Genomic DNA, 12,081 nt, shown 5'->3' with positions numbered 1-12,081 from the left:
TTCATCCCCAGCGAACCACAACTCAGGTCCGCTTCACCCGAACCTACCGAGGACAGCTATGACATCAACCAGGACTCTGGCCACAAGCCTCATGAGCCTCACTTCAGCAGCACTGTTCGCCCTCTGCTCAGCGGGTCAGGCAACGGCGGCTCCCGCACCGTCGGACACGAAGGACGTTGCCGGCGTCAGCAGCGCGGCCGTCACCGACACCACCGGCGCCGACTACTGGACACCCGAACGCATGCGCTCGGCCATCCCCGCTGACGTTCTGGCGAAGAAGGCTGTGGACCGGCAGAAGTCCAGCCCGGCAGTGCTCCCGGAACAGGCCAAGGGCCAGGAAACCAGGATCCAGGGCTCCGCACCCCAGATCCAGACCAAGGCCAACGCCAGCGAGAGCCCCGTGCCCCACATCGGCAAGGTGTTCTTCACCCTCGGCGGCACGAACTATGTCTGCTCGGCAAACTCGGTGGCGTCCACCAACAGGAACACAGTCTCCACCGCCGGCCACTGCCTCAACGAAGGTCCGGGAGCCTTTGCCACCAAGTTCACATTCGTTCCCGCGTACCTGAATGGCTCCGCGCCCTACGGAAAGTGGACCGCCAAGGCACTTTACGCCCCCACCCAGTGGAGCTCGTCCGGCAGCATGGAGTACGACACGGGCTTTGCCGTGATGAGCCAGCTCAACGGCCGCAACCTGGCCGACGTTGTCGGAGCCTCCGGCGTCAGCTTCAACGCCGCCCGTGGTCTCGCCTACAAGGCATTCGGCTACCCGGCAGCCTCACCGTTCAACGGCGAATCCCTGAAGAGCTGCTCCGGCACCGCCACCAACGATCCCTACAATCCCCAGTTCAACAGCCAGGGAATTCCGTGCAACATGACGGGCGGTTCCTCGGGTGGACCCTGGTTCATCGGCACCAGCTCCAGCGGTTACCAAAACTCGGTCAACAGCTACGGCTACGGCAGCAACTCCACCAAAATGTATGGCCCGTACTGGGGCTCAGTGATCCAGCAGGCATACAACTCCGCATCCTCCGCTCTTTAACGCGGACGCCTTGGAGCGGACCGCGGCGTGACGCTGAGGGTCCGGCCGGTGGCTGACACCGGCCGGACCTTTTGTGTGGAAGTTGTACTGCCTACGCCTTCCGGTGGATGGATTTGTAGCTCAGGTAGGCGTTGAGGCCTTCGATCCCGTACTCGGTGCCCAGCCCGGAGTCGTGCCGGCCGCCGAACGGGGCGGAGTGGTTGGAGGCGAAGAAGTTCAGTCCCACTGACCCCGTGTCCATGCGGTCCGCCACGGCGAGCGCGGCGTCCTCGTCCCGGCCGAACACCAGGCCGCCCAGGCCGAACTCGGTGTTGTTCGCCAGTGCCACTGCCTCTTCGACGCTGCCACCGGCGTCGTTGTATTTGAGGATGGTGATCACCGGCCCGAAGATCTCCTCGCGGGCGATCCGCATGTCAGGGGTGACGCCGGCGAACACCGTGGGTTCAATGAAGTAGCCGTTCTCCAGCCCTCCGGTCAGCGACGCAGGGCGCCCTCCGGTGGTGGCGCGGGCGCCTTCAGCCAGCCCGGACTCGACGTACTCCATGACCGTCCGGTACTGCGCTTCGGTGGCGCAGGGGCCAAACACCGTGTCCGGATCCAGGGGGTCGCCCTGCTTCCCGGCGGCGATGGTGGCCGTGACCATGTCCACCACCTCGTCGTAACGGCTGGCCGGGGCCAGGATGCGGGTGGAGATGTAGCAGGTCTGCCCGGTGTTGCGCATGGAGGACTTGATCAGCACCCGGGACATGGCGTCCAGGTCCGCGTCCGGCAGCACGATGGCGCTGGACTTGCCGCCCAGCTCCAGCGTGACCGGGCGCAGCAGCTCACCGCAGGCCGCGGCGATCTTCCGGCCCACCGGCGTCGATCCAGTGAACGCCACCTTGGCCACACCGGGGTGCTTGACCAGTACGTCGCCCAGGCGGCCGGAGCCGGTGACCAGGTTGACCACGCCGGCCGGGACGCCTGCAGCGGCGATGGCATCGATGATCACCCGGATGGAGAGCGGGGTTGGCGACGCCGGTTTGATCACCACGGTGTTTCCGGCGAGCAGCGCGGGCGCCAGCTTGATCATCACCAGGTTGATGGGAAAGTTCCACGGGGCGATCAGGGCGCAGACGCCCAGGGGATCGCGCCGCACCACGGATTCGCCGCCGCCGCGGGGGAAGGGACGGACGTCCTCCTCTTCCAGGTACCCGGCCAGGGTGGCGAAGTAGCGCAGGATGCCGGCGGCGTTGGCCGCGGCGCCGGAGGATTCGGCCACCGGGGATCCGTTCTCCCGGGAGTTGGTCAGGGAGAGATCGTCGGCGCGTTTCTCCACTTCATCGGCGATCCGGAGCAGGTAGGCGGCCCGTTCGGAGGGTGCCAGCCTTGGCCACCCGCCGCCGAACGCCTTGCGGGCGGAGCCGACGGCGGCGTCCACGTCCTCCGGCGTGCCGTCCGGGACCGAGCCCCAGACTTCGCCGGTGGCGGGGTCGGTGACCGGATTCCTGCCGGTGCCCCGGGAGGGCTGCCAGGCGCCGTCGACGTAGATGGTATCCACGTGGGTGTGCGGCAGGGCCAGGCCGGACCGCGCGGCCAGGGCCGGTGCGTCATGCGTAGCGGAGGTCATCGGATCACCGCCGTCTTCAGCAGCGCGTTGGACCGGCCGAGGTCCGCGGTGGCCATCTCGAAGGCGGCCTCGGTGATGAGTTCGGGGATGATATCGGCGGCCAGCCGGTCCGTGTAGGTGGCGGGATCCATCCCGAACCAGGATGAGGCCAGGGCGATGCCGGCGTGGTCGAACCGCCACAGCCTGTCCGCGTCACGCATCAGCGCGTCCTCCAGGGAGCGGGCCACGGGCCGGGTGTCGTGGCCGTCGATGATTGCGCAGACCTTGTCCACGAACCCGGGAGTGTAGCCCAGACCGGGAAGGACCCGGCGTGCCACGTCGCAGCCCTGCTTCTCATGCTCATAGCGGATGGCGGCCTTGCGCCAGTCCCCCGCGAACCCTTCCGAAAGGATCCGGGACTCATCCACGTGGGCCCAGCCGGTGTCGTGCAGCAGCGTGGCGACCCGCACCAGTTCGGCGTCCGCGTCCGGGTAGGCCCGGCACAGCCGTTCGGCGAAGGCCAGAGAGATGGGCAGGTGGATGTCGTTGCCGCGGGCCCTGGTTTCGTGGACCACTGCCTTCCAGAGCGCATCGAGCGAATCCACGGCCGCGGGGGTGCCGGCAATGGGGGTGGTGTCCACGGGACCCGCGGCGGGGATGGGGCGGACGCTGTAGGCGGCGGCGAAGGCATCGGCCAGGGCGTCGCCCGTGTCCGGTGCGGTGCCGGGGGCGCTCCCGGCGGCAGTGCCGGGCTCCGCCGGGGCAAACTGCGTCTTGGGGGTGCTCATAATGCTCCTTCGGGTTTGCCGGCCTCGCGGCTAGCTGTCCGTGGTGATGGTCTTGAGTTGGGTGCCGGGGTCTGCGGCGGCTTCGGCGGGAATGTTGAGGCCCTTGGCGAGCGCGTTCTTGACGGCCATGAAGTCCAGCGGCGCGTTCACGCAGTCCGCGGCGATGATGCGGCCCTGCCGGTAGTAGAGGACGCTGAATTTTCCGCGTTCCTGGTCGTTCCGGACCACGGTCTGGTCGTAGCCGCTGCACAGCCCGGCGATCTGCAGCTTGAGGTCGGCCTGGTTGGACCAGAACCAGGGGATGCCGGCGTATTCCTCCCGCCGTCCGGTCAGCGAATACGCGGCCACTTTGGCGTGCTCGATGGCGTTGTTGACGCTTTCCAGCCGGATCCGTTCCCCGGGCTCGGAGCCGGGAACGGGGTTGGGCATGTTGGCGACGTCCCCCACAGCCACCGTGGTGCCGTCGGAGGCCAGCGCGAACCGGTCCACCACCACGCCGTTGTCCACGGCCAGGCCCAGCTGTTCCGCCAGCTGGGTGTTGGGAATGACGCCGATGCCGATCAGGACGATCTGTGCCGGCAGGACCGTCCCGTCCTGGAGTTCGACGGCGGCAACGCGCGTGCCGCCGTCGTCTGCGGTGAAGCGCGCCGCACTGGTGTTGAGGCGGATGTCCAGTCCGCGGGACCGGTGGGCCTGCAGGAAGTATTCGGCGGTCTCCTCCCCCACGGCCCGACCCACCAGGCGGGGGCCGAACTCGAGCACGGTGACATTCTTTCCCATCTTCTGCAGGCTGGACGCGGCCTCGAGGCCGATGAATCCGCCGCCGATCACCACCACATCCGTGGCGTCGCCCACCTTGGCCTTCAGCGCCAGGGCGTCGTCGGCGTTGCGGAGGTAGAGCACGCCGTCCAGGCCGCTGCCCTCGATTTCCAGGTTCCGGGCGCGGGCTCCCACGGTGAGGGCCAGCCGCTTGAACGGAAACTCCCGGCCGGAGGAGGCGTGCGCCACTCCGGAGCCGTCCGGTTCCTTGTCGATCCGGACGATATATTCGCCTTTGACCAGGTCCACGTTGTGCTCGGCCCAGTAGTCATTGGACCGGAAGATGAGGGATTCGCTTTCCACGGTGCCCTGCAGGAACTCCTTGGACAGGGCCGGCCGCTGGTACGGGCGGTGGTCCTCGTCCCCCAGGAGGGTGATGTGTTCGTCGAATCCCAGCGCCCGGAGCGATACCGCCAGTTGCACGCCGGACTGGCTGGCGCCGATGATCAGGAGCCCGGTCCGGGTAGGAACCGTGGCCGTTTCGGTTTCCTGCTCCACTGCCTGCGTTCCCATGGCTACACCTGGGTTTCGGGGGTGGTGACGAAGAGTTCGAGCTCTTCCGTCAGGCGGAGCTGGCAGGACAGCCGGGAGTTGTCCTCGCGGTCCACGGCGGTGCCGTAGAGCATCTCGTCCTCCATGTCCTCCATAGGGGGCAACTGCGAGGCACAGTCCTCGCGGACGAAGACGTGGCAGGTGGCGCAGGACAGCGAGCCGCCGCATTCGGCCACGATGCCGGGGACGCCGTTGCGCACCGCGGTTTCCATGACCGAATCGCCTGCGTTGCCTTCGACGTCCCGGACGGTGCCTTCTGCGTCGGTGAAGTGAACCGTTGGCATTGTGGTCCTCCTTGGTTGAAGTTGGTTTCGATGGTGGCGGGGGTGGCCGGTCAGATGAACTGCCGGCCGCCGTCCACCACCATGGTCTGGCCGGTGTAGTAGGAGCTGTCCGGCCCGGCGAGGAACAGGGCGGCGCCCACGATGTCCTCGGGCTGGCTGGCGCGTTTGATGGCCCCGCGGTCCACGCCGTAGTTCTCGGCGTTTTCCATGAGCCCGTAGCTGGCTTCGGTGAGAGTGAACCCCGGGGCGATGGCGTTCACCGTGATCCCACGCCGGCCCAGTTCCTTGGCCATGACCCGGGTGAGGGCCACCACGCCGCCCTTGGAGGCGACGTAGTGCGCCCATTGTTCGGAGCCGCTGAAGATCGTGGCGCTGGAGAGGTTGATGACGCGCCCGCCCTCGGCCAGGTAGGGGCTGGCGGCGCGGGTCACCAGCCAGGGGCCTTTGAGGTTGACGTTCATCACCAGGTCCCATTCGGCCGGATCGATGTCCTCGAAGCGGCTGCGGGTCACCCCCGCGTAGACGGCGGCGTTGTTGAGGACGACGTCGATACGGCCGTTCCCGAACTCCGCGCAGCTTTTCGCGAGCTGCTCCGTGGAGTCCACATCGGTCACGTCGGCGGCGAAGGCTGCGGCGCCGGCGCCGGCGCCGGCCTCGCGGACCAGCTTGGCGGTCTGTTCGGCACCTTCGAGGTTGATGTCGGCCACCGCCACCCGGTATCCGCGGCCGGCAAAGCCGAGCGCGAACGCCCTTCCCAGCCCACCGGCGGCTCCCGTGATGAGGACCGTTCTTTCATTCATGCCCTCAGTGGAATATTCTCCCGAGGGCATGTCCAGATCAGACATGGCTGTGACTGTGGGCGCCGGGGCCGGCAACCACAAGGTCGTCCTCGGCGTCCAGGATCCGGACCGTGCCCTTGGTGCCGTCCACACGCAGCCGCTGCCCGGTCTTGATGGTGGTTGACCCGGAGCCCGTTCCGGTGACGGCCGGCAGGCCGTATTCGCGGCACACGATCGCGGCGTGGCTCATCATGCCGCCGATGTCCGTGACCGTTGCGCTGATCTTGCCGAAGATGGGTCCCCAGGAGGGTGCCGTCACCGTGGCCACCAGGATCTCGCCCTGCTGGACTTCGGAGAGCTGGTCGGCGTCGGTGACCACGCGGGCCAGGCCTTCCACCACGCCGGGTGAGGCGGCCATGCCGCGGAGTCCGCCGCCTTCCACTTCTTCACCGGCTCCCAGCCACTGCTGGACCTGTTCGGTGGTGATGCCCCAGAGCATCCGGGTGAAGGGTTCGGTGATGGAGGCCGGCGGGGTGTTCAGGGCGGGCGCGGGGCGGGCGGTCTTGAGGGCGTCCACGATGCCGCGGCGGCGTTCGATCTCCTCGGGCCAGTAGTCGGGGCCGATGGGCTTGGCCCCGACGCCCCAGCCGGTGACGAGGTCGAAGAGGGCATCGCGGACCTCGTTGCGGCCCAAGTAGAGCAGATCGTCCGGTTGGGTCCAGAAACCTTCGGCGTGCATCATGCGGGAGAGTTCGCGGATCTTGCGCCAGAAGACGCCCATGGTCCAGTGCTCGATGTAGAAGTTGTGGTTCTCCACGTAGGGGTAGGCGGTGGCGGCGAGGCCGCGCTTGGCGTCGAAGACTGCCTGGTTGTCGCCTTCGAGGAGGTCACGGTATTCCTCGATGATGCGGTCGCGTTCGGTGATCAGGGCGTCGACGGGACGCATGATTTCCTGGCCTTCGTCCACGCGCCGGATGTAGTCGGCGATGTAGCCCAGCGGGATTTCCTGGTTCACGTTCCAGTACTTGTCGTGGCCGTAGAAGCCGTTGCCCACGGTGAAGTTGAACCACGGGTGCTTGGCACCTTCGTACTGGGCCAGCCAGCGGTCCCCGCCCGGGGCGGCGGCGATGGCACCCAAAGTAGCTTCGACGTCGTCCGTGTTTCCAAAGTGCGGTTGGAGGCCCAGTTCGACGGCGAGCTTGGCGAGCTGCTTGAGCTCGTCATCGGGGCGGAACAGTTCCATGTCCACGCCCTGGACCATGCTGGCGATGGACTGGTCCGGGATGTTGGGGAAGACCTGCTTGCAGAAGTTGAAGAAGTCCAGGTAGGCGATGTAGCCCAGGTTCAGGAACTCGAAGTGGTATTGCCAGTTCTGGTAGGCCAGCTGGATGAGGCGGTCGTAGCTTTCCAGGAGCTTCTCGGAGCCGTCCTTGCCCTTGCCGGAGGTGATGTCCTCCATGGGGACCATGTCCGGAAGCCTGGGGAAGGAGATGGTTTCCATCTCGTCGATGGTGCCCTTGACCTTGACGTGCCAGTCCTTGAGGAGCTGCTCCCAGTTCTGGAAGTAGTGGCCGACGCGCTGCTCGAACAGTGGCACGCGGGCGGCGATCTGGTCCTCCGGGACGGGAATGGGGGACATGTAGAGGTAGCCCAGGTGGATGCGGAACTCGATGCCGTTGGCGTTGGGGATCATCAGGTGCCGGGCGTTGTACTGGCCCAGGCACTTGACCGCGAATTCGCCGCCGATGGTCTCGAAGGGCTTGAACACGGTGGGCCAGTGCTGGCTGTCGCAGAACCAGAACTTGGCGTCCTCCTGCTCCTTGAGCTTGTCCTGGAAGACCAGGTAGTAGGGGTAGATCTTTTCCCAGCCTTCGGCCCCGGCGGGAACCGGCAGCTCGGAGGGCTTGGGGAACGACTTCATGGACATGGCGGTCCTTTCGGGAGGGCTCGGCGGTGAGCCTTGGTGGGGTGAAGCCTTGGGTTTCGGGTCAGGCGGTCGGCTTGAGCGCGGGGGTGCTCAGTCCGCTGAAGTAGCCGCCGGTGACGACGGGCTGCGGCGCGGTCACCAGCTTGGAGGAGTGGACCGTTTCCGGCCGGGACTGGAGGAGCAGCAGGTTTTCACCGTCGGGGAGGTCGGCGTCGAGGGCCCATTCGATGTCCTGGGGGCACTTGTAGTGCTTCTCGGCCCGCTTGGCCATCTGGGCGACGGCGGTGAGTTCCGCATCGGTGAGGCTGCGGCGGCCCCGGCGTTCGTCGTCGACCTCGCGTTCCACCAGGCGCCTGGCACCGGAGTCGGGGACCAGTTCGGCGTGCTTGTCGCCCAGGTGTTCGGTGACGACGGCGAGGGTCACCTTGTCCAGCACGATGTTGTCCGGGGTGACTTGGCCGGACACCACCATTTCGCCCACGCCGTAGGAGGAATCAATGGTGATCTTGGACCGGTCGCCGTTGGTGGGATCCATGGTGATGGCCACGCCGGAGACCTTGGAGTTGACCATCTTCTGCACCACCACTGCCATGGACAGGCCTTCGTTGGGGATGCTGTTCTTGAGCCGGTAGATGATGGCGCGGGACGTGTAGAGCGAAGCCCAGCACTGGCGGATGTGCTCGGTGACGGCCTTGACGCCGTCCAGCCAGAGGTAGGTGTCCTGCTGCCCGGCGAACGACGCATCCGGCAGGTCCTCCGCGGTGGCGCTGGACCGGACGGCCACCGGAACAGGCGCGTCGAAGCGTCCCATCAGGGATCCGTAGGCCTCGATGGTCAGGCTGCGCAGCTTTTCAGGCACCGGCCGGGAGCAGATGTCCTCGCGGATGGCTGCGGACACCTGGTCCACCTGCCGGGTGTCCTCAGGGTCCAGCCCAGCGAGCAGTTCGTGGATCTTCGCCGTGATGCCGGCTTCGTCCATGAAGGCATCGAACTGCGCGGTGGTGACGACGAAGCCGGGCGGAACGGGCATGCCGGCTGAGGTCATGGTGACCAGGGACGCGCCCTTGCCGCCGAGGTTTTCAAGCTTTGGCTCGATGCCGCCGTCGAAGAACTGAACGTATTTGTTGTTTTGCATGGTGCTTAGGCCTTCCAAGTGACAGGAACGGTCTCGGGAACACGGAAGGACAGGTTTTCGCGGAAGGCGATGTCCTCCGGGGCGTCGAGCTGCAGGCCGGGGGCGAGCCGGGCCACTTCCTCGAGAGCGATTTTTGCCTGCAGCTTGGCGAGCATGTTGCCCAGGCAGTAGTGGATGCCGAACCCGAAGGAGAGGTGCTCGCGGGCGTTGGGCCGGGTGATGTCGAAGTCCTCCCCGGCCTCGAACTTGGTTTCGTCGCGGTTGGCCGAGCCCATCAGGAGCAGCAGCTGCGAGCCTTGCTCGATGGGAACCCCGCCCACCTCGGTGTCCTTCAGGGCCTTGCGGCGCCAGCCGACGATGGAGCCGGCGTAGCGGAGGACCTCGTCGATGGCGGCGGGAATTTTCTTGGGATCGTCCACCAGCTGCTGCCACTGCTCCGGGCGGGCCAGGAGCTCGCGCAGGGCGTTGCAGATGAGGGTGGTGGTGGTCTCGTGTCCGGCAAAGAGCAGGCTGTAGAGGACCGAGGCGATTTCATGGTCCGAGATCTCGGCGCCGTCCTGCTGGGCCTTGACCAGGTCCGCCGTGAGGTTGTCGCCGCCCTCTTCGTGGGCCACCCGGACCAGGCGCAGGCATTCCTGCCAGTACTCCACCAGGTTGTGGGCGTGCGGGATCTGCTGCTCGTCGCTCAGATCGCCCCAGGTCATGGCGGCCCGGGAGTCGGACCAGCGCTTGAACGTGTCCACCTGGGAAACGTCCGCCCCGATCAGGGTGAGGATGGTGATGGTGGGAACGTCGTAGGCCAGGTCCTTGACCAGGTCCCCGCGGCGCTCTTCGCGGGACAGCATCTTTTCGAGCAGGTCCACCACGTTCTGCCGGATGAACGGTTCCAGCGCCTTGTAGCGGCGGGGCGTGAAGGCCTTCTGCACTACGGCGCGGATGCGGGTGTGCTCCGGCGGGCGGCGCGCGGACAGGCCGGAGTAGGCGGTGAAGCCGCCCTCTTCCATGATCTTTTTCGCGGCGGGTCCGCGTTCCCGGACCGGGGCCTGGGCGTTTTCGCTGGAGAACGTTCCCCAGTCCTCGAAGACGGCTTTGATGTCGTCGTACCGGGAGACGACGTACAGGCCGGTGCGCTCATCGAACATCACGGGCTGCTCGGCCCGGAGCTCTGCGTAGGCGGTGAAGGGATCCTTCATCTGGAAGGGTTCGTAGCCGTGGTGCCCGGCGGGGGCTTCGGCGCCGTACCCGAAAGGACAGCGGCCAGCCGTTTCTGTCGACGATGACATGTTGACTCCTGGTGACTTGGCTCCGCCCGGCACCTTGGGGGCGGCGGGGGTTTCTTAGTGACCAGTGTGGTCCACATCACCGGGCGGGAACAGCACCGGGTTCCACTGGACGGAAGCGATCGGGGTCAGCCGCGGGGTGCTTTGTGGACGCCGATCAGCGTCTCCAAGGGGATCCGCGCGGTGGCCTTTTCGATTTGGGCCGAGATGCCCTTGAGGACGGGAAGGTACCGGGTCATGGTGGATGCCTGGGCGGTGGGCAGCACCAGGCCGATGGCGGCGCCGATCCGGCCGGTATGGAACACCGGGACAGCAATGGAGCAGGAGCCAAGCCGCACTTCCTCGAGGGTGGTGGCGTAGCCCTGCGCACGGATGTCCACCAGCTCGGCGGTGAATTTCTGCGGGTCGATGTGGGTGTGGGCGGTGGCGCGCTCCAGGTCCCGGTGCAGGTAGGCGTCGCGCACCCAGTCGTCTTCGAACGCCAGGATGACTTTTCCGACGGCGGTGGCGTGCATGGGCAGGCGGCCGCCCACCCGGGATGCGCGGGGCACGCGCTTGGAGCCGTAGACCCGGTCGATGTACAGGACTTCGTTGCCGGCCCGGATGGCCAGGTGTGCCGTTTCGCCGGTGAGCGAGAACAGGTCCTGGATGTAGGGGTGGGCGGCGTCGCGCAGCTGGCGGCCGGTGTTCTGCGCCAGCTCCCACAGCCGGATCCCCAGCTGGTAGCGGCCGTTCGGTTCCCGCGACAGGAATCCCCAGTCGGTCAGTTCGTTCACCAGGCGGTGCGCGGTGCTGAGCGGCAGCCCGGATTTGTCCGCAATGTCGGTCAGGCTGAGGGCGCCGCGGGAGGTTTCGAATGCTTCCAGGATGGACAGCACTTTGGACGTCACGGTGCGTCCGGGGTCGCGGCTGCCGCCGGCCATGGGGGCCTCCTCGCTCCTGGCGCTGGGCCAAGGTGCCTGCAGCGTCCGGAAAGAGTCTAAGCGCGGGAACGGGTCTTGGCCGCGCCGCTTTCCCGGTCAGCCAAGCAGGCGTTGCCGCTGGGGCCAGAGGGTGACCGATTCCAGGGCTGACAGCGCCCGCGCCATGGCCTGCGCCTCGGCGGTGAACAGGTGGCCGTGCACGCGCTGGGAGCACAGCCGCAGGGCCTGCCCGCGGTCCAGCCCGAACCAGTCCATGACAGTGTCGATGCCGTGCGGGCTGAGGCGCCACGTCTTGTCCGCGTCCTTGACGATGGCGTCCTCGATGGAGAGGGCTTCCCGCCGGGAATCGTGGCCGTCGATGATGTCCAGGATGGCGGGGATCCTGGTGTGGTCGTAACGGCACTCCGCGAGGATGTCCGCGGCCAGGCGCGCCCCCTCCTTTTCGTGCAGCAGCACCAGTTCCGGCCTGCCGCCGCCCGGTGCAATGGCGGCCAGGACGTCACCGGGCGGAACCTGTGACCAGCCGATGTCGTGCAGCATGATGGCGGGAAGGACCACGGCGGCGTCGGCTTCCGGGTGGGCGTCCAGCAGGGCGCGGGCCAGGCCGAAGGCGTACAGCGTGTGGGCGTCGTTGTCCCGGACCTTCAGGTATGGCGCGGCGAGTTCCCAGATCCCTGCGAGCACCGGGTCCAGCGCAATGACCCCTGCCGGATCCGGTTCGATTCCGGAGGCAACAGCGGCGGCGTCGAGGCCCGAGTGGTTGGCGGCGTGCTGCAGCTTCGTCATCCATCCAGCCTGCCCAGAGCACTTGTCCGCAGCAACCCGTGCTTCCGGCCAGCGGAATCGTTCGGGCGGACGACGGCGGCACTCACGGCACGCTTTCGGCCCGCCTGGGGCGGGGAAACCCCGGAAACCCGGGGACCCGCCTCGTCCGCCGACTGAAAACCTGCCCGGCGTGACGCAA

The 12,081-nt window shown here is 67.1% G+C and carries 11 protein-coding genes; 1 reads left to right on the top strand and 10 read right to left on the bottom strand.

What is annotated here, in order from left to right; translation table 11 throughout:
- Positions 1 to 58: 58 nt before the first annotated feature.
- Positions 59 to 1,042 carry a trypsin-like serine peptidase gene (locus JCQ34_RS00505; protein WP_286400775.1) on the top strand — a complete coding sequence of 328 codons (984 nt, stop codon included), beginning with the start codon at positions 59 to 61 and terminating at the stop codon, positions 1,040 to 1,042.
- Between the two features lie 91 nt (positions 1,043 to 1,133).
- Here JCQ34_RS00505 and JCQ34_RS00500 read toward each other — a convergent pair whose 3' ends face one another.
- The 10 genes from JCQ34_RS00500 to JCQ34_RS00455 all read right to left on the bottom strand — a co-directional run bounded on the left by JCQ34_RS00500 (position 1,134) and on the right by JCQ34_RS00455 (position 11,903).
- The gene (locus tag JCQ34_RS00500; protein ID WP_286400773.1) at positions 1,134 to 2,651 is read right to left on the bottom strand and encodes an aldehyde dehydrogenase family protein; all 1,518 of its coding nucleotides are present in this window, start codon (positions 2,649 to 2,651) and stop codon (positions 1,134 to 1,136) included.
- Positions 2,648 to 3,418, bottom strand: a complete 771-nt coding sequence (locus JCQ34_RS00495) for an HD domain-containing protein (RefSeq protein ID WP_286400771.1) — start codon at positions 3,416 to 3,418, stop codon at positions 2,648 to 2,650. The genes JCQ34_RS00500 and JCQ34_RS00495 overlap by 4 nt, the downstream gene beginning before the upstream one ends.
- Positions 3,419 to 3,448: 30 nt before the next feature.
- Positions 3,449 to 4,750 (bottom strand): NAD(P)/FAD-dependent oxidoreductase, encoded by a 1,302-nt coding sequence (locus tag JCQ34_RS00490; RefSeq protein ID WP_286400769.1) that lies wholly within the window; start codon positions 4,748 to 4,750, stop codon positions 3,449 to 3,451.
- Positions 4,751 to 4,752: 2 nt separating this feature from the next.
- On the bottom strand, positions 4,753 to 5,073 hold the full coding sequence (locus JCQ34_RS00485; protein ID WP_286400767.1) for a 2Fe-2S iron-sulfur cluster-binding protein: 321 nt from the start codon (positions 5,071 to 5,073) through the stop codon (positions 4,753 to 4,755).
- A 50-nt stretch (positions 5,074 to 5,123) separates the two neighbouring features.
- Complete coding sequence (locus JCQ34_RS00480) at positions 5,124 to 5,873, bottom strand: SDR family NAD(P)-dependent oxidoreductase (RefSeq protein WP_286400765.1); 750 nt, start codon at positions 5,871 to 5,873, stop codon at positions 5,124 to 5,126.
- A gap of 37 nt (positions 5,874 to 5,910) precedes the next feature.
- The gene (locus JCQ34_RS00475) at positions 5,911 to 7,779 is read right to left on the bottom strand and encodes a PEP-utilizing enzyme (protein WP_286400763.1); all 1,869 of its coding nucleotides are present in this window, start codon (positions 7,777 to 7,779) and stop codon (positions 5,911 to 5,913) included.
- Positions 7,780 to 7,840: 61 nt separating this feature from the next.
- The gene (locus tag JCQ34_RS00470) at positions 7,841 to 8,914 is read right to left on the bottom strand and encodes a PEP/pyruvate-binding domain-containing protein (RefSeq protein WP_286400761.1); all 1,074 of its coding nucleotides are present in this window, start codon (positions 8,912 to 8,914) and stop codon (positions 7,841 to 7,843) included.
- Between the two features lie 5 nt (positions 8,915 to 8,919).
- A complete protein-coding gene (locus JCQ34_RS00465) occupies positions 8,920 to 10,197 on the bottom strand; it encodes a cytochrome P450 (RefSeq protein ID WP_286400759.1) in 1,278 nt (425 codons plus the stop codon).
- 125 nt (positions 10,198 to 10,322) lie between these two features.
- Entirely contained in the window at positions 10,323 to 11,117 is a 795-nt protein-coding gene (locus JCQ34_RS00460) for an IclR family transcriptional regulator (RefSeq protein ID WP_286400758.1), read from the bottom strand.
- A gap of 96 nt (positions 11,118 to 11,213) precedes the next feature.
- The gene (locus JCQ34_RS00455; RefSeq protein ID WP_286400756.1) at positions 11,214 to 11,903 is read right to left on the bottom strand and encodes an HD domain-containing protein; all 690 of its coding nucleotides are present in this window, start codon (positions 11,901 to 11,903) and stop codon (positions 11,214 to 11,216) included.
- Between the last annotated feature and the right edge of the window lie 178 nt (positions 11,904 to 12,081).

This window comes from Pseudarthrobacter defluvii (genome assembly GCF_030323865.1).
In the GTDB taxonomy this organism is placed as follows: domain Bacteria; phylum Actinomycetota; class Actinomycetes; order Actinomycetales; family Micrococcaceae; genus Arthrobacter; species Arthrobacter sedimenti.
This window is presented reverse-complemented; position numbering and strand designations above follow the sequence as displayed.